The sequence below is a fragment of the Marinobacter piscis genome (assembly GCF_007671655.1).
Taxonomy (GTDB): Bacteria; Pseudomonadota; Gammaproteobacteria; order Pseudomonadales; family Oleiphilaceae; genus Marinobacter; species Marinobacter piscensis.
On the sequence record NZ_VCGX01000002.1, the window covers coordinates 919760 to 937013 of the forward strand.

General features: G+C 55.5%; 17 protein-coding genes. 2 read left to right on the top strand and 15 right to left on the bottom strand.

The window, feature by feature from the left end; all coding sequences use genetic code 11:
* From FFI95_RS09860 to flhA, 14 genes are all read right to left on the bottom strand, one after another.
* The gene (locus FFI95_RS09860; RefSeq protein WP_144822232.1) at nt 1-393 is read right to left on the bottom strand and encodes a DUF2802 domain-containing protein; all 393 of its coding nucleotides are present in this window, start codon (nt 391-393) and stop codon (nt 1-3) included.
* Nucleotides 394-410: 17 nt separating this feature from the next.
* Complete coding sequence (locus tag FFI95_RS09865; RefSeq protein ID WP_144822233.1) at nt 411-902, bottom strand: chemotaxis protein CheW; 492 nt, start codon at nt 900-902, stop codon at nt 411-413.
* A 133-nt stretch (nt 903-1035) separates the two neighbouring features.
* Entirely contained in the window at nt 1036-1722 is a 687-nt protein-coding gene (locus tag FFI95_RS09870) for a chemotaxis protein CheW (protein ID WP_144822234.1), read from the bottom strand.
* Complete coding sequence (locus tag FFI95_RS09875; protein ID WP_144822235.1) at nt 1715-2512, bottom strand: ParA family protein; 798 nt, start codon at nt 2510-2512, stop codon at nt 1715-1717. The genes FFI95_RS09870 and FFI95_RS09875 overlap by 8 nt, the downstream gene beginning before the upstream one ends.
* A 31-nt stretch (nt 2513-2543) precedes the next feature.
* A complete protein-coding gene (gene motD / locus FFI95_RS09880) occupies nt 2544-3362 on the bottom strand; it encodes a flagellar motor protein MotD (RefSeq protein ID WP_144822236.1) in 819 nt (272 codons plus the stop codon).
* Between the two features lie 18 nt (nt 3363-3380).
* Complete coding sequence (locus FFI95_RS09885; RefSeq protein ID WP_144822237.1) at nt 3381-4121, bottom strand: flagellar motor protein; 741 nt, start codon at nt 4119-4121, stop codon at nt 3381-3383.
* Nucleotides 4121-5260 (bottom strand): protein-glutamate methylesterase/protein-glutamine glutaminase, encoded by a 1140-nt coding sequence (locus tag FFI95_RS09890; protein ID WP_144822238.1) that lies wholly within the window; start codon nt 5258-5260, stop codon nt 4121-4123. Before FFI95_RS09890 ends, FFI95_RS09885 begins: the two co-directional genes overlap by 1 nt.
* 36 nt (nt 5261-5296) lie before the next feature.
* Complete coding sequence (locus FFI95_RS09895; protein ID WP_144822239.1) at nt 5297-7330, bottom strand: chemotaxis protein CheA; 2034 nt, start codon at nt 7328-7330, stop codon at nt 5297-5299.
* 17 nt (nt 7331-7347) lie between these two features.
* Entirely contained in the window at nt 7348-8133 is a 786-nt protein-coding gene (locus FFI95_RS09900; protein ID WP_144822240.1) for a protein phosphatase CheZ, read from the bottom strand.
* 21 nt (nt 8134-8154) lie between these two features.
* Complete coding sequence (gene cheY, locus FFI95_RS09905) at nt 8155-8538, bottom strand: chemotaxis response regulator CheY (protein ID WP_144822241.1); 384 nt, start codon at nt 8536-8538, stop codon at nt 8155-8157.
* A gap of 45 nt (nt 8539-8583) precedes the next feature.
* Nucleotides 8584-9333: an RNA polymerase sigma factor FliA gene (locus FFI95_RS09910; protein ID WP_144822242.1), complete on the bottom strand. Its 750-nt coding sequence runs from the start codon at nt 9331-9333 to the stop codon at nt 8584-8586.
* A 29-nt stretch (nt 9334-9362) separates the two neighbouring features.
* Entirely contained in the window at nt 9363-10175 is an 813-nt protein-coding gene (locus tag FFI95_RS09915) for a MinD/ParA family protein (RefSeq protein ID WP_144822243.1), read from the bottom strand.
* Between the two features lie 72 nt (nt 10176-10247).
* Nucleotides 10248-11564, bottom strand: coding sequence for a flagellar biosynthesis GTPase FlhF (gene flhF, locus FFI95_RS09920; RefSeq protein ID WP_144822244.1), 1317 nt, complete (start codon nt 11562-11564; stop codon nt 10248-10250).
* Nucleotides 11565-11630: 66 nt separating this feature from the next.
* Nucleotides 11631-13808, bottom strand: coding sequence for a flagellar biosynthesis protein FlhA (gene flhA, locus FFI95_RS09925; protein ID WP_144822245.1), 2178 nt, complete (start codon nt 13806-13808; stop codon nt 11631-11633).
* Between the two features lie 228 nt (nt 13809-14036).
* Between flhA and upp the strand changes: the two genes are divergently transcribed.
* Together upp and FFI95_RS09935 are read left to right on the top strand one after the other, a co-directional pair.
* Entirely contained in the window at nt 14037-14675 is a 639-nt protein-coding gene (gene upp / locus FFI95_RS09930; protein WP_144822246.1) for a uracil phosphoribosyltransferase, read from the top strand.
* Nucleotides 14676-14677: 2 nt separating this feature from the next.
* The gene (locus FFI95_RS09935) at nt 14678-15931 is read left to right on the top strand and encodes a uracil-xanthine permease family protein (protein WP_144822247.1); all 1254 of its coding nucleotides are present in this window, start codon (nt 14678-14680) and stop codon (nt 15929-15931) included.
* Nucleotides 15932-16104: 173 nt separating this feature from the next.
* On the opposite strand, the gene flhB is transcribed toward FFI95_RS09935, so the two are convergent.
* Nucleotides 16105-17241: a flagellar biosynthesis protein FlhB gene (gene flhB / locus FFI95_RS09940; protein WP_144822248.1), complete on the bottom strand. Its 1137-nt coding sequence runs from the start codon at nt 17239-17241 to the stop codon at nt 16105-16107.
* Between the last annotated feature and the right edge of the window lie 13 nt (nt 17242-17254).

Consider the following 17254-nt stretch of genomic DNA (forward strand, 5'->3'; position numbering starts at 1 on the left):
TCAGGCGGCCTTTCGCTTTTTTAGTGCTGACACCAACTCGGCCTCAGGGCGGGAGATTCCGCAGGTATTCATCAGATCGTCCACATCGGCTCCCAGATCAACCAGCCGTGAGGCTTCATCATAGGGTATACGCAGAGGGTCGTTCTGACGCATTTCGTCAAGAGTCATACGCATTTCATGGAGTTGCTTCTCACACTCCACCAGGCGCTGCCCCACCCCCATACTGCCACTGGCAGTAGCATGCAGCTCCCGGCCCAGCGTCTCGCAACGCTCCCTGAGCATGGCTCTGAGCTGTTTTTGCTGCCGTCTGAGCAGGACGCCCTGGGTAAAAACCAGCAATAAAGCGGTAACGGTCAGGGCCCAGGGAAGATAAGAAGGCATATGACTAAACATCAGGGACATCTCCGGCTTTACAGGGCTGCTACTTCGGCCCACTCGTGATCTGTCAGCATTTTGTCGAAATCGACCAGAATAATCAGTTCACCATCCTTATTGCACACACCCTGGATGAACCTGGCGCTTTCCTCGTTACCCACATTCGGTGCAGTCTCAATTTCACTGGCTTTCAGGTATACAACCTCGGCAACCGAATCCACCAGAATGCCCATCACCTGATCGCCCGACTCCATCACGACAACCCGGGAAGCGTCAGTGACCTCGGCATCGGCCAGGCCAAAACGGCGCCGGGTGTCGATTACGGTTACCACATTCCCTCTGAGATTGATAATACCCAGCACATAGTCCGGAGCGCCCGGCACTGGCGCAATTTCCGTGTACCTCAACACTTCCTGTATCTGCATGACATTGAGGCCGTATGTCTCATTTTCCAGCTGGAAGGTTACATACTGCAAAACCTGGTCGTCCTGACCCTCATCGTGTAAGTGTCCGCTCGCGGATGCCATAACCTGTATCTCCTGTTCAGTTGCCGCCGGCGACCTGATCGTCAAAAAAACATCATCAGTTGCCCAATACTAAAGTCATGAGCATAATTCGTGCCAGCACGGGTTGGTTTCATTACGTAACCGGACCTGCCGGCTAGCCGAGGTCCAGGTGGTGTTCACGCTCCGCCCGCGCCAGCATGTTGGCCATGGTACGCACATCAATCAAAGCACACATTTGTTCAATCACTGTGCCCGCCAGCCAGGGCCGCTTACTGCGGGCCGTGCGCCAGCGCACATCATCGGAGTTCAATGTGAATGACTGGGCGACATCGTCGCAGGCCAGCCCCCAGTCGCTGTTGTCCAGCCGTATGACAAAACGGTAGTTTTCCCGGGCGCTAGCTGGCACCCGGCCGGCCATAATCCATTCTGCAGTATCCACCACTCGCAGGTTCTGCCGGGAATCCGGCAGAATTCCCATATACCAGCGGGGGCTGCCAGGAAGCGGCCGGATCTCCTCCTCTACACGGTGAATCGCGCCAAGCATAACGAGTGGTACCGCAAGTTGTAACCCGGCGACTGTAAAAACCAGGCACTCAAACGGACGCTCCGACCACTCCGGCTCTGGTTCCGGCTCTGGTTCCGGCTCTGGTTCCGGCTCTGGTTCCGGCTCTGGCTCAGGAGTTTCTGGCTCAGGCTCTGATCCCAGAAGTTCCTGAGCTGGTTGTGGCTGCTCCTCGCTCTCTTGGGAGGCTGTATCTGTTGCGGTGCGCAACAGGTCATCCAGGTAGCTGGCAATAGCGTTAGCTGGTTCTGCCAGCTTCGTCATTTTTTTGTCAGCCATCCTGATGCTCCTGCACAACCCCGGTCCTTTTCAGAAGCTCATCCAGCAATTTCCGATAGGCTCGGACACCATGAGTCTGAGCATCGACTTCTGACGGGATCAGGCCAGCCTGGCTGGCATCACGGAATTTCGTATCGACAGGCACGGCATACTTGCACAGGGTATCCGGGTAGGTGTCACGCAGCAGGTTCAGGCTTTTGACAGATGCCTGGGTGCGCCGGTCGTACAGTGTGGGCACAATAGTGTAAGACAGGGCGCTTTTCTGGGACCGCATAATCATTTTCAGGGTGTGCAACATACGCTCAAGGCCCTTGATCGCCAAAAACTCGGTTTGCACAGGAATAATCAGGTGCTGTGCCGCTGCTAGCGCATTCACCATCAACACACCTAGCGTGGGCGTGTTGTCCAGAATCACATAATCAAAATCGTCCCACAGCTGTGCCAGTGCCCGGGAAACAATAAGCCCCATCCCTTCAACGCCCACCATCCGGCGCTCCAGTGTGGCCAGGGCTGTGCTCGCAGGCAATAAGGAAAGCCCGGAGCAACTGGTTTCCCTGATCAGTTGGGCCGGAAGCCCCTCGGGTACCTTGCCTTCATGCTGAAACAGATCCAGTACACTATGTGCAAGTGTATCCGGATCATAGCCGAACCAGGTAGTCAGCGAGCCGTGGGGGTCCAGGTCCACCACCAGAACACGTTTACCGCGCTCCGCCAGCAGGCCACCCAGAGCAACCACGGATGTGGTTTTTCCTACACCGCCTTTCTGATTGGCTACTGCCCAGATTCGCACACCTACTCTCCATTAATCAGCTGCCAATGGCCTACTGGATCTCACTGTCTACCGGCTTATCGGCGGGCCCCGGAAAAACTTGAGCTGGCTGTAAGCCGGACTCGCGGGAAATCATTAGTACGACACGCCGGTTACGTCGACGTCCTTCCGCAGTGTCATTGCGGGCTACTGGCTGATGCGACCCATAACCAACAGCTGCCAGCCGCTCTGGCTCAACCCCCTGCATTGTCAGCATCCTTACCACCGCTGCAGCGCGTGCAGCTGACAACTCCCAGTTGGAGGGGTAACGCTCGGTACGAATAGGCCGGTTGTCGGTAAAACCCTCGACTTTCACGGCGTTATCCCGGCCTATTAGCACCTCTGCCACTTTTTCTGTCACGTCAAACGCATCGTAGTGAGGTTCTGCATCGCCACTGCCAAAAAGCAGACTGTCCGGCAGCTGGAGGGCAAGCCAGCGATCACTGGTTTCCAATGTAATCACGCCCCGGTCAATGAGATCACCAAACGCTGAGGCCAGCTGATCAGCCATGGTATTCAGAGCTTCTGTACGAGCGTCAGTGTCCGCTTCCGGACTTACCGGCCTCTCGGTTACTGCGGGGGGAATGACCTTCAGCGCATCGCCGGCTACCGGAGGTCTGTCACCAATTTCAATGGGCTGAAAGGACCGCTGTGGCGCATTAAATACACCAGTCAGCGTTTCCGAAAGAACCTTGTACTTTCCTTCGTTCACAGACGATACAGAATACATCACCACAAAAAACGCAAACAGCAGGGTTATGAAGTCCGCATAGGAAATCAGCCAGCGCTCATTGTTATGCAAATTGTCTTGTGACCGCCTGCGTCGACGCATGATAGACACCGGATCTGCTTACTGCAGGAACCCCTGCAGCCGCAACTCAGTGGATTTCGGGTTTTCACCCTCGGCAATGGCAACCAGCCCCTCAATGATCATCTCTTCATACATTGAACGCTCTTTGACCAGCCCGCGCAGTTTGCTGGCCACCGGAAAAAACAGCAGGTTTGCCAGTGCCACCCCGTAAATAGTGGCTACAAATGCCGTCGCTATGCCCGTCCCCAGCGAATCCGGATCCTCCAGGTTTGTCATCACCTGAATCAGCCCCATAACAGCGCCAATAATGCCAATTGTCGGGGAGTAACCTCCCATGGCTTCAAACACCCGTGCCGAATCAAGATTCCGCTGCTCCCGGCAATCCAGATCGACTTCCATTATGCTGCGGATGGTCTCTTTTTCTGCTCCATCCACCAGCAACTGCAAGCCTTTCCGGGCAAATGGCTCAGGCTCGTTATCCGATAATCTCTCGAGCCCGAGAAGCCCTTCTTTCCGTGCCAGAAGGCTCCAGTCAACGATCTTGTCAATTCCGTCCTGAACATTGATATACGGCGGAACAAACACCCAGCGCGCCTGAGCAGCCGCCCGCTTCAGGACCGGCCAGGATGTCTGGAGAATCGTCGCAGCCAGAGTGCCACCAATCACAATCAGTGCTGCCGGGCCATTAAATAACGACCCCAGCGCTCCGCCTTCGAGCAGGTTGCCGCCAACAATTGCGGCAAAGGCCAGAATGATCCCGAGCAGACTGAGCACATCCATCAACACACACCCTCAACCAGGCGCGGACCTATCTCATCCAGTGCAAGCACTTCATCGCTCAGCCCGGCCTTTTCCACAGCCATGGGCATGCCATAAATCACAGAGGACTTTTCATCCTGGGTCCATATGGGGGAGCCTCTCTGCCTCATCATGCGGCAGCCTTCCCGGCCATCGGCCCCCATACCCGTCAGCACCAGACCTAACCCCTTACCAGGAAATGCGCGGGCAATGGAACCAAAAGTAATATCCACACTGGGTCGGTAGTTCAGCCGCTCATCGCCCGGGAGAATACGAACCCGGGGCTGGCCGCCGCGGTTTTCCACCATCATCTGTTTACCGCCAGGGGCAAGCAGTGCCAGCCCCGGACGCAAGTATTCGCCATCGACCGCCTGCCGGACCTCTATCCTGCAGAGCTTGTTGAGGCGCTCGGCAAAAGCCGGAGTAAAGCTTGCAGGCATATGTTGTACTAACACGATCGGGGCCGGAAAACTCGCGGGCAAAGCTGCCAGTACCCGCTGAAGCGCAACAGGGCCACCGGTTGAGGTGCCAATACCCACTATTGCATAGTGCTGCGCTGGCGTTTTTCTCCCCTTGGGCCTGGTTGTGACAGGATCATCCTTTGTACCGTCCGGGGGCGCCGGGCGGCGTCTCGCCGGCTGACGCTCCGGGACTGGCCTTTTAGCCGCAGGCGGGGATGATGAATGCTCGGGTTTCGGTGAAGATGGCGCACGACTGTCAGGCCGGCTACCGGCCACGTCCAGTATCCGGTTAACCAGTGTTTTTTGCAGCCCACTACCTGCCTGGGCAATTTCCTCGAAGTTCTTGGGCAGGAAATCTACTGCGCCTGCCTCCAGTGCATCCAGGGTTATTCTGGCGCCCTCATAGGTTAGCGAGGAAAACATCAGCACCGGCACCGGGCGCTTTTTGATGATTTCACGAACAGCCGAGATACCATCCATTACCGGCATCTCGTAATCCATCGTTATAACGTCCGGACGTAATGACTCTGCAAGCTCAACCCCTTCGCGGCCATTGGCGGCCACCCCAATCACGCGAATCTGACCCGACGCTGTCAGTATCTCCGTTAACCGTTTACGGAAAAAAGCTGAGTCGTCAACAACGAGGACAGAAACTGTCATTCGTTTCTCCTGCAAAAGTTATGTCCCGCGCTGCCCTCAGCTGTAATGCTGCAGCAAGCTGGGGACATCAATGATGAGAGCAATACGACCGTCACCGGTGATTGTCGCACCCGCCATACCCGGTGTTCCCTGCAGGGCCTGCCCCAGGGGTTTGATAACTACTTCTTCCTGGCCGATCAGTTCATCGACAACAAAGCCCACCTGGTGCGTACCCATGGCAACAATGACAACATGTCCGTTGTGGGTCTCTTCTTCCGCGGCCGCTCCCTGGACCAGCCAGCGTTTTACGTGAAACAGAGGGTAGACTTTGTCTCTCACGACAATGCATTCACGCCCATCCACTATGTTGGTGCGAGTGAGGTCAAGGTGGAAAATCTCCACCACATTCACCAGCGGCAACGCGAATGACTGTCCGCCCAGCATCACCATCAGGGTTGGCATGATTGCCAGAGTCAGAGGCACCTTGATGATAATGCGAGAGCCCTTGCCCTGAGCTGAAACAACGCTGAGCTGCCCATTCAGCTGACTGATTTTGGTTTTCACCACATCCATACCCACGCCACGACCGGAAACGTCAGAGACCTGCTCCTTGGTGGAGAAACCTGCTGCAAAAATCAGATTGAAACACTCATTATCTGTGAGGCGATCCGCTGCTTCCTGATCGTACAGTCCTTTCGCAACCGCCTTCTGCCGCAGCACTTCCGGATCCATGCCGGCACCGTCGTCATCAATGGACAGCAGAATGTGGTCTCCCTCCTGCTCCGCGGAAAGGGTGACCGTGCCTTTGCGTGGTTTGCCTTTCTGCTCACGAACCTCTGGCGACTCAATACCATGATCCACCGAGTTCCGTACCAGGTGCACCAGCGGATCAGACAATGCTTCAACCAGGTTCTTATCAAGATCCGTGTCCTCGCCATGCATGACCAGGGTCACTTCTTTTTTCATGTTACGGGCAAGATCTCGCACCACCCGTGGAAAGCGACCAAACACCTTCTTGATCGGCTGCATGCGGGTCTGCATAACCGCAGCCTGAAGGTCCGTCGTTACGACATCGAGGTTGGAAACGGCTTTGTGCATGTGCTCATTTTCACTTTCAGAGCCCAGCCGCTGCAGCCGGTTACGCACAAGCACCAGCTCACCCACCATGTTCATGATGTCATCCAGGCGCCTGGTATCCACCCGTACCGTTGTTTCGGCAACGGGCGCCGACTCTCTGGTGGGTGCCCCGGGGGCTTTCGGGGATTTTTGTCTGGCAGGTTCCGGGGGCGGTGGCGTAACAGTCTCTTTCTCAGACTCTGCAGGCGTCGGGCTTTTGCCTTTGCCATGAAGCTCATCAAGCAGATTCTCAAACTCATCGTCTGTTATCTGCTCATCAGCATTGTCGCTATCTTTATCCGGTGTACCGGCTGCTGGCTCTGCTGTGAACTTACCCTTACCATGCAGCTCGTCCAGTAACGCTTCAAACTCATCGTCAGTAATTTCGTCACTGGCCCCGCCACTGGTTTCTTCGGAAGGCGTTTCCGCTGCACCTGTTGCCGGACCAGTAACAGGGCCATCGCCGTGCAGGGCATCCAACAGTTGCTCAAACTCTTCATCGGTGATGTCCCCGTTGGTTTCATCACTTGCTGCCGGCTCTTCTTCACGGGGCCTGGGTTCAGCGTCTGCCTGCTCAGCTGCCCCGTGGGGCAACGCCAGTGCATCCAGTGCGGCAATGAGCTCATCCGGTGCCGGCGTCAGCTCTTCCCGGTGGCGCACCTGTTCAAACATGGCGTTGGTGTGGTCAAGCGCCTCCAGCACAGTGTCCATAAGCTCCGAGTCTACCTCTCGCTTATGGTTGCGCAGGGTGTCGAACACATTTTCTGCCGAGTGACAGCAATTAACCAGTGCGTCTAACTGCAGGAACCCTGCGCCACCCTTTACGGTGTGAAACCCACGAAATATGGCATTAAGCAACTCACCGTCATCCGGGTTTTGCTCAAGGTCCACCAGCTGCTCAGACAGCTTTTCCAGAATTTCCCCGGCTTCTACAATAAAGTCCTGGAGGATGTCTTCATCAGCATCAAACACCATGGGTTTACCTCTTTTATTCAGAAACCGAGACTGGACAGCAGATCATCAACATCGTTCTGGCCGGAGACGACATCTTCCCGCTCCTCCGCCTTCATTTGTGGTCCCTGGCCCTGTTCAGCAGAAACAACCTGATTTTCAAGTTGGTGTACGGTGCCGGTCAGCTGATCGACGTGACTGGCCATAACCACCAGGCTGAGCATCTGCTCTTCCACTTCTTTGACCAATGCCGTCACACGCTGAATCACTTGTCCTGTCAGGTCCTGGAAATCCTGCGCCAGCAATATTTCGGAAAGGCTGTTGTAAATTGCCTCTGCGTCACTGGTTACACTTACAAAAAAAGCATCGATTCGCCCGAACAGGTCCCGGAATTCGGCAGGCTGCATTTCGCGGCGGCGCAGACGCTGCCACTCCTCCCTCAGCACCGTGGCCTCATCCCCTAATGCCTGGGCAACCGGCATGCTTTCTTCCACCAGATCCATGGTGCGGTTGGCCGCCTGCCCAGTCATCTGCACAACATAGGCCAGCCTGTCCGAGGCATCTGTCATTAGCGACAGAACCTCTTTTTGCTCCTCACTGCGCGGATCTATCTGGAAGTTGCGAATGGCCTCATGGAGTGTGCGCGTCAACCGCCCGACTTCGCGATAAAGACTCTGATCCCTGACCTCACTCAGCTCATTGATCAGGTTCATCGCACCCGCATAATCATTGTCTTCAAGACACTGGTTGAGCTCCGCCACCTGTTGCCGAAGCTTGTCACTCACTTCCGGCTCAAGGTCCCGGCGGATCTTTCTGTCATTGCTCATACGACCTACCCGATACCTTTGTTACTGGATGCGCTCAAAAACCTTTTCGATTTTTTCTTTGAGAACAGCGGCGGTAAAGGGCTTAACCACATAACCATTCACACCCGCCTGGGCGGCTGCAACAATCTGGTCGCGCTTGGCTTCTGCTGTAACCATGAGAACGGGAAGGGTTTTCAGATCCTCATCAGCCCGAACATTTTTCAGCAGGTCAAAGCCCGACATTCCGGGCATATTCCAGTCGGTTATCAGAAAATCATACTTGCCGGTTTTCAGCATCGGCATCGCCGTATTGCCATCGTCTGCTTCATCGGTGTTGGTAAAGCCCAGATCACGGAGCAGGTTTTTGATAATCCGTCGCATTGTGGAAAAGTCGTCCACAATGAGAATTTTCATATTCTTGTCCAAAGGGACCTCCAGTTAGTACGACCCGGAATTCATAAAAAATTAATGTCAGAGCTTTGCGGTACTGCTCGCCTGCCAGCCCGAGAGCCTTCCCCGCAGGCGCAGCGCCGCCTGGCTGTGTATCTGGCTGACTCTGCTTTCGCTCACACCCAGAACTGCACCAATTTCTTTCAGGTTCAGCTCCTCCTGGTAATACAGGCTGAGCACCAGCTTTTCTCTCTCCGGCAAATCCTCGATAGCCCCGGCGAGACTGGCCCTGAAAGCACTGGTGGTCACATCATCCAGAGGATTATCGCTGGTCTCTGTTTCATCTATCGGCAGCTCACCGGATTCATTGAGCTCTTCGAGACTAAAAAGTCGACCACTATTGGAATCGGATAAGGTGGCGTAGTATTCAGACAGGTCCATACCAAGCTCTTCAGCCACTTCAGAATCCTGGGCTTCGCGGCCGGCACGGTCCTCTACAATCTTGATTGCCCTGGCAACCTTCCGGGCATTGCGATGCACAGAACGCGGTACCCAGTCGCCTTTGCGGATCTCATCCACCATGGATCCGCGAATGCGTATCCCCGCATAGGTTTCAAAGGTGGCACCTCTGGTTGAGCTATAGCGTTGTGCTGCCTCCAGCAGGCCAATCATTCCAGCCTGCATAAGGTCATCAAGCTGCACCGATGCCGGCAACCGTGCCATCAGATGAAGTGCTATTTTCTTGACCAGCGGCGCATGCTTCTCAATCAATTCCGAAGGGCTTGCGGCGCCAGTCTGATTGTACATTCCGAGATTGTTCGTCAATGTCATGCATCCGGTTTGTTTGACGGGATCCGTATTCAGACTTCGACGAGTCGCTCCACAAAAAACTCAAGGTGTCCACGGGGGGCCACGGGCAGCGGCCAGTTTTCCACCTGATCGGCAAGCGCCCGGATCGCAACGGATGCCTTGCCCCGGGGATAGGCTTCCAGTACGGCTTTCTGCCGCTGCACAGATTTTTTCACGGCCTCGTCGTAAGGCACTATGCCTACGTATTGCAGAGCCACGTCCAGAAACCGCTCCGTTACCCGGGTCAGTTTATCAAACAAAACACGCCCTTCCTGCTCGCCGCTTACCTGATTCGCAAGGATACGGAAACGGTTAGTTCCGTAGTCCCGATTCATCAGTTTGATCAGTGCGTAGGCGTCAGTAATGGAAGTTGGCTCATCACAGACAACCAACAGCAGTTCCTGGGACGCCCTCAGAAAACTGACAACAGATTCGGAAATGCCCGCAGCCGTATCCACAATAAGTACATCGATCTGATCTCCCAGCTCACTAAACGCATTAATCAGACCTGCGTGCTCCATAGGACTGAGCTGTGTCATGCGCTGAGTTCCTGAAGAAGCTGGCACAATCCGGATACCGCCCGGTCCGTTAACCAGCACATCCCTGAGGTCACATTCGCCAGCCAGAACATCCTGCAACGTATGACGGGCCGTTATTCCGAGCAGGACATCCAGGTTGCCCAACCCCAGATCGGCATCCAGCAAAACAACACGCTTGCCTTTTTCGGCGAGGGCAATGCCCAGGTTGACCGATATATTACTTTTGCCAACTCCGCCTTTACCGCCGGTAACCGCTATAACCTGTACAGGATGTGCTTTGCTCATGCTTTCTACTATCTCTCGCCACGTATTTACCGGGTCTCAATTTATGCCGGATGCATCTTGGTTTGCAGGGCCTCAAGCGGTTTCCCGCGGGTGCTCTGGCTCAGGTGCAGCCTCTGCTGCCAACGGCTGCTGAAAGGCCTCCAGGCGCTCAACTGCGAGGCGCACCAGCGGTGCAGACCGGGCGTGATGCAGATCTTCCGGAATCTTTTGCCCGTCTGTGTAATAGGCCACCGACAACCCGGTTTCCACTACAAACCCGAGAGACTCACCCAGAGTCAGGGCTTCGTCAATCTTGGTGATCACGCAGCCCGTAAGACCCGCCATCTTATAGCAATGCCAGACAGATTTCATAATCCGTGGCTGACTGGTCGCAGACACCACGAGATGGGTGCGAACGCTATGGTGGCTGCGCGCCAGCTCTGTAAGTTGTTCCTGATACCCTCTGTCCGAGCTGGTCAGGCCGGCAGTATCAATCAGCACCAGATGGCGATCTGACAGCTCATCAAGAATATCGTCCAACGTATGGCTCTCATCCACCACACGAACCGGCACATTCAGTATGCGTCCAAACACGAAAAGCTGTTCGTGTGCCGCCACCCGGTATCTGTCTGTTGTCACCAGCGCCAAAGAATCGGCGCCGTATTTCAGTACATAGCGCGCCGCCAGCTTGCCAATCGTGGTTGTTTTACCGGAACCGGTAGGGCCGACCAGAGCGTACACTCCCCCTTCGTCCAGCCATTCCCGATGCGGGGTACGCACACCGGACGCCAGCATTTTCAGGGTCTGCTTCCAGCCTTCATCCAGCTTTCCGCCCTTATGCCGGCGTGATAGCGAGGCTGCCAGGTCCTGACTCAGACCCAGTTCCTGCAACCGCTCAGCAAGTCGCTGCTGAGCCGCATGAATACCTGCCTTATCCGGAGCGCCCTGCTGACCACTCACAAGATCCCGCAACGAACTTATTTCCGCCCGCATGCGGGCCAACTCACCGGAGTAGCCTGTATCGTCCACGTCCCTGCTCGCAGGCCCACCGGACATTGCCGTTTCTGGTTCAGGCAAGGCATCGAACGCTGTACCGGCGTAATCCTGGTTACGCCCTCCACTATACTCGCGCACTTCACGAATGCGGGCGCGGGAGCGGTCCAGCTCATCCTCCAGCCGGCGGTGGCGCTCAGCCTGCATCTCTGCCAGCCTGGAGCCATTAACCGCCTCGCTGGCTTCCCCGCCCAGACTCTGACGCGCCATATTTTCGTCGTAATCAAGCGCCGTCACAATTTCAACACCACCATCCACCCGCCGGTTAGAGAGAATGACCGCATCGGGGCCCATCTGCTCGCTCACCTGCTTCAGTGCTTCAGCCATGGTTTTGGCAAAAAAACGCTTCACTTTCATAATGGTACGTCCTCCACCGGCAACGCTGTTCCGGCGTTGTCCGCTTTTTACATCCGCAAGCTGCGTTTACTGGCCTACGGAGGCCACGATCGTAATCTGTTTGTTATCCGGTATTTCCTGGTAAGAGAGCACGTGCAACCGCTCCACACCATAGCTGGCAAACTTCGCCAGCACCGGTCGCAGAGGTGCCGAAACCAGTAGTATGGCGGGCTTCCCCAGCATCTCCTGCCGCTGCACGCTGTCTTGCAAAGAGCGCTGCAGTTTTTCCACCATATTCGGCTCCAGAACCATACCTATGTCTTCCTGACCGCCGGATTGTTGACTCTGCTGAACAGACTTAAGCAATAACTGTTCCAGGTCCGGATCCAGCGTGATGACCGGTATCTCCTGATCATTGCCGCAGATACTCTGAACAATCATCCGACGCAATGCCTGGCGCGCAACGGTCGTCAACAGCTTCGGATCCTGGGTCTTCGGATGTACGTTCACCATGGACTCGGCAATGGAACGCATATCCCGGATGGGCACTTCTTCTTTGAGCAGGTTTTGCAGTACACGCAACAAAATGCTGATTGAAATGGTGGTTGGAACCAGCTCTTCCGCCAGCCTGGGTGAGATTTTCTCCAGCTGGTCCAGCCATTTCTGAACTTCCTCATGACCCAAAAGCTCATACGCGTGGGTCTGCAGAATCTGGTTCAGGTGTGTGGCGACAACCGTGCTGGCATCGACAACGGTATATCCCAGCGTCTGTGCCTGATCTTTCTTCTCCGGCTCAATCCAGCTTGCATCAAGCCCGAAGGCGGGATCTTTACCTTCTATCCCTTCTATTTTTCCGAAAACCTGTCCCGGATCGATGGCAAGCTCCCGTTCGGGATGAATCTCGGCCTCCGCAATGGTGACCCCCATCAACGTAATACGATACACGTTGGGCATAAGATCCAGATTGTCGCGAATATGTACGGAGGGCATCAGGAATCCCAGGTCCTGGGAGAGCTTTTTACGCACACCTTTTATGCGGCTGAGCAACTGACCGCCCTGGGACTTATCAACCAGCGGAATTAACCGGTAACCTACTTCCAGTCCCACAATATCGACTGTGGCAACATCATCCCAGCCAAGCTCCCGACTCTCTCCGGGTGCAGGCAGTTGTTCCTGATCGGCTCCGACATCGCCGGCCTGAGACACCTCGCGCCCGCCTGAACCCGGCATAAAGCTCGCGCCACCTCGTCCGGCAAAGGCGCCCCCTTCCTCAACTGTCTGGCGATTTTTCTTCCAGATAAACCAGGCACTGGCCGCAGCCAGTCCACCCAGCCCAAGAAACGCTACATGGGGCATACCCGGAATTATGCCCAGCAGAATCAGTATGCCGGCTGCAACTGCCAGCGCCTTGGGCGCATTAAACATCTGTTGCAGGATCTGCCCGCCCATATCCTGACTGGAGGTTACCCGCGTAACCATAATTGCCGCGGATGTAGAAAGCAGCAAAGACGGTATCTGGGCAACCAGGCCATCACCAATAGTAAGCAATGCGTACCGTTCCATCGCCAGCCCGAAGCCCAGCCCATGCTGTAGCATGCCGATAGCGACCCCACCAACAATGTTGATCGCAAGAATCAGAAGACCGGCAACCGCATCGCCTTTGACGAATTTGGAGGCACCATCCATAGACCCGTAGAAATCCGCTTCCTGGGCAATCTCTTCGCGCCTGTGCTTGGCCTCCTCCTGGTTCACCAGTCCCGCATTAAGGTCCGCGTCTATTGCCATCTGTTTGCCCGGCATGGCATCCAGCGTAAATCGCGCACTGACCTCAGAAACCCGTCCGGCGCCCTTGGTAACCACCAAAAAGTTGATAATCATCAAGATAGCGAAAACCACGAGGCCAACCGCGTAGTTTCCGCCAATGAGAACAGCCCCGAACGACTCGATTACCTTACCAGCGGCATCTCCCCCCTCATGACCTTCCAGTAGCACAATCCGGGTGGATGCCACGTTCAGCGCCAGACGCAGCAGGGTGGCGACCAACAGGACCGTCGGAAAAGATGCGAATTCCATGGGGCGCAGGGCGTACACACACACCAGCAGAATGACAATTGAAAGCGTGATATTGAACGTAAAGAACACGTCCAGCAGAAAAGCCGGCATGGGCAAAATCATCATGCCAAGCAAACCCATCAACATCACAGGAATGCCCAGGTTACCCTGCGTCAGGGATTTGACATTATTCAGGACTAAAGCTCTGTCCATGCCAGCAACATCTCCGGTTCACTGCTTTTTCAGGATTTAAAAGGTCGATTTTCTGACGTTTATCCGACTCTGGATGTATCACGGCAAGATCCATACCAGTCTGTGTAATTTTTCATTCATCAGCGCCCCTCTGAAGCCTGACTCACCTCTTGAGATACGGTATCCTTGCGCCACTGAATCGCGACACTAACTCTGTAACTCCGGAATTCACAACACACAGGTGAGCCCATGCCGATCCACGAGGTAAAACACCCCCTTATCCAGCACAAACTTGGCCTCATGCGCCGCTCCAATATCAGCACCAAGAATTTTCGCGAACTGGCGCAGGAGCTCGGAACGCTGCTTACTTATGAAGTCACCAAAGATTTCAGTCTGCAGGAAGCCACCATCGACGGCTGGGCAGGACCGGTCACAATCGAACAGATTCAGGGTAAAAAGGTCACCATTGTCCCTATTCTCAGAGCCGGGCTTGGCATGCTGGATGGCGTACTCAGCCTGATACCGGCAGCACGCGTCAGCGTTGTCGGCCAGATCCGGAACGAAGAAACCCTTGAGGCCAGCACCTACATGGAAAAACTGGTGGGTGAACTGGACCAGCGCATGGCTCTGATTGTGGATCCGATGGTTGCCACCGGCGGCTCAATGATTTCCACCATCGATCTGCTCAAGAAGGCCGGAAGCAACGAAATCCGGGCCCTGGTGCTGGTCGCCGCACCGGAAGGCATCCAGAAGGTTCTGGAAGCACACCCGGACGTGTCTATCTACACAGCCTCTGTGGACGATTCCCTGAACGAGAAAGGCTACATTCTGCCCGGACTCGGGGATGCCGGCGACAAGATCTTCGGCACCAAGCAAAAGGACGTCTGATCATGGAAGATCACGCGACAGACGCAACCTGGAAGCAGGCGATTGCCGGCTCCCAGATGCTGCTGGTGGCCTTCGGCTCTCTGGTGCTGATGCCACTGATCACAGGCCTTGACCCCAACGTTGCGCTTTTTACCGCTGGCCTTGGGACCCTGATATTCCATATCGTAACCGGCGGCCAGATTCCGATCTTCCTGGCCTCATCCTTCGCGTTTATCGCACCGGTTATCGCCTCAAAAGGCAAGTTCGGTCTTGAGGAAACCCTGGGCGGGCTGATGGCAGCGGGCGTGCTTTATATTCTGCTCAGTGGCGCTATCCGCCTGCGCGGCGCGGGCTTTATAACCCGCCTGCTGCCGCCGGTGGTTATCGGGCCGGTCATTATGGTCATCGGCCTGGGGCTGGCTCCGGTTGCTGTGAACATGGCGTCCGGGCGCACCGGCGATGGCGGCACGCAACTGGTACCTGAAGATATGGCGCTCTGGATAGCGATGATCTCTCTGGTTGTGACCATTATTGCGTCTGTGTGGTCTCGGGGAATCTTCCGGCTGATTCCGATTATGTTTGGCGTGGTCGTCGGTTATATTCTGTCTGCATTTGCCGGCATTGTAGATACCACCCCGGTACAACAGGCGCCCTGGCTGGCCATTCCCGATTTTGTCGCGCCGGCATTCAGCTTGAACGCCATTCTGTTCATGGTCCCGGTAGCCATTGCACCCGCCATCGAACACATTGGCGATATTCTTGCCATTGGCAATGTTACCCGCAAAAACTATCTGGAAAAGCCCGGCCTGCACCGCACCCTGCTGGGCGATGGTCTGGCCACCAGTGCCGCGGCTATACTGGGCGGCCCGCCCAACACAACCTACTCGGAAGTCACTGGCGCCGTTATGCTGACCCGCAACTTCAACCCGAAGGTTATGTGGTGGGCGGCGTGCACAGCGATTGTACTGGCGTTTGTAGGCAAGTTTGGTGCCGTTTTGCAGACCATTCCTGTGCCCGTGATGGGCGGCATTCTGTGCCTGCTGTTTGGTTCGATTGCGGTGGTGGGTATGAGCACGCTGATTCGCCATCAGGTCGATCTGTCCCAGTCACGGAATCTGGTGATTGTGGGGGTCACTCTTGTGTTCGGCATCGGCGGCATGGTGCTTGGGCACCTTGAGGGCATCGCGCTGTGTGCGGTAGCAGCAATTATCCTGAACCTGATTCTTCCGGGCAGCCGCGAAGCCTGGGGTAAGGCGATTTACGAGCACCAGGACTGACCTGTCTTATTCTTGTGTAGCCAGATGTTTGGTGGCTACTGCCATGCGGAGCCCCTCCCAAAAACCGCTACGAGCACATCCATGTGCGCTTGACGGTGGCCTTCCCTGGCCACCGACATTTTTGGGAGGGGCTCCGCATGGCAGCTATCGAAAAATTACGGTATCAAAACAAACTAGATATCACGCCGTAAGTCGGATGGTATGGGGAAATCAGGCATCCCGGGTCTGGGTCCGCGTCCTTTGCGGAACTGCCGTAGCTGGAACACATAGGCCAGCACCTGAGCAATCGCCATGTACAACCCATCGGGGATTTCATCGCCCACTTCACTGTTGTGATACACCGCCCGTGTCAGTGGCGGTGTGCGCAGAAGCTCCACCTTGTGCTCCCGGGCAATTTCCATAATCTTGAAGGCCGTCTCATCCGAACCTTTTGCCACGACAACCGGCGCTCCCATAGAGTCCTGATCGTACTTTAGCGCCACGGCGTAGTGCGTCGGGTTGGTAATCACCACATCCGCTGTGGGCACGTCCTGCATCATCCGGCGCTGAGCCATTTCCCGCTGGAGCTGGCGAATCTTGCCTTTTACCTCGGGTTTACCTTCCGTATCTTTAAATTCATCCTTCACCTCCTGCTTGGTCATTCGCAGTTTTTTCTGGTGATCAAAAATCTGGAAGGGCACGTCGATCATGCTAATAATGATGGTGGCGCAGGAGAGCAGGAAAAAGCTCCAGCCAAGGGTCCAGAGTACGTGCTCCATAGCAGGAACGACCGGTTCACCGGCAATGGCCAGCAGATCCTCAGTGCGGGCGTTCAGAATGAGTATGGCGATAAACATCACCAGCCCCACCTTGGCGATGGCCTTGACCAGCTCAATCAGAGAACGCGCGGAAAACATACGCCCCAGACCTTTCATCGGATCCATGCGGTTAAGTTTGGGTGCAATGGCTTTACCACTGAACAACAAACCACCGATGCCAATAGACCCGGCTACGGCTGCTATAACCAGAACTATAAGCAGTGGCGCCAGCGCCCAGGCTGCCTCTTTAGCGGCTCCCATCAGCTGAATGCTCATATGCCGGGTGTCATAAATGGCCGAACGTTCCAGTGTGAAACTGTCACGCATGATGTCGGCCAGTGACGCTCCCAGGTGCGTACCAAATATCAGCAGGCCACCGGCACCTGCCATCAGCACAGCCATGGTTGCCAGCTCTTTGGATCGGGCAGTCTGGCCATCCTCCCGGGCTTTTTCCAGCCTTCGGGGGGTAGCTTCTTCTGTTTTTTCCTGACTGTTGTCGTTCTCTTCAGCCATGCTCTGACTCCTG

Excerpts from the sequence above, each read along its gene's own strand:
- FFI95_RS09860 (WP_144822232.1), bottom strand. The coding sequence starts at position 393 with ATGTTTAGTCATATGCCTTCTTATCTTCCCTGGGCCCTGACCGTTACC.
- FFI95_RS09865 (WP_144822233.1), bottom strand. The coding sequence starts at position 902 with ATGGCATCCGCGAGCGGACACTTACACGATGAGGGTCAGGACGACCAG.
- FFI95_RS09870 (WP_144822234.1), bottom strand. The coding sequence starts at position 1,722 with ATGGCTGACAAAAAAATGACGAAGCTGGCAGAACCAGCTAACGCTATT.
- motD (WP_144822236.1), bottom strand. The coding sequence starts at position 3,362 with ATGCGTCGACGCAGGCGGTCACAAGACAATTTGCATAACAATGAGCGC.
- FFI95_RS09885 (WP_144822237.1), bottom strand. The coding sequence starts at position 4,121 with ATGGATGTGCTCAGTCTGCTCGGGATCATTCTGGCCTTTGCCGCAATT.
- FFI95_RS09890 (WP_144822238.1), bottom strand. The coding sequence starts at position 5,260 with ATGACAGTTTCTGTCCTCGTTGTTGACGACTCAGCTTTTTTCCGTAAA.
- FFI95_RS09895 (WP_144822239.1), bottom strand. The coding sequence starts at position 7,330 with ATGGTGTTTGATGCTGATGAAGACATCCTCCAGGACTTTATTGTAGAA.
- FFI95_RS09900 (WP_144822240.1), bottom strand. The coding sequence starts at position 8,133 with ATGAGCAATGACAGAAAGATCCGCCGGGACCTTGAGCCGGAAGTGAGT.
- FFI95_RS09910 (WP_144822242.1), bottom strand. The coding sequence starts at position 9,333 with ATGACATTGACGAACAATCTCGGAATGTACAATCAGACTGGCGCCGCA.
- FFI95_RS09915 (WP_144822243.1), bottom strand. The coding sequence starts at position 10,175 with ATGAGCAAAGCACATCCTGTACAGGTTATAGCGGTTACCGGCGGTAAA.
- flhF (WP_144822244.1), bottom strand. The coding sequence starts at position 11,564 with ATGAAAGTGAAGCGTTTTTTTGCCAAAACCATGGCTGAAGCACTGAAG.
- flhA (WP_144822245.1), bottom strand. The coding sequence starts at position 13,808 with ATGGACAGAGCTTTAGTCCTGAATAATGTCAAATCCCTGACGCAGGGT.
- upp (WP_144822246.1), top strand. The coding sequence starts at position 14,037 with ATGCCGATCCACGAGGTAAAACACCCCCTTATCCAGCACAAACTTGGC.
- FFI95_RS09935 (WP_144822247.1), top strand. The coding sequence starts at position 14,678 with ATGGAAGATCACGCGACAGACGCAACCTGGAAGCAGGCGATTGCCGGC.
- flhB (WP_144822248.1), bottom strand. The coding sequence starts at position 17,241 with ATGGCTGAAGAGAACGACAACAGTCAGGAAAAAACAGAAGAAGCTACC.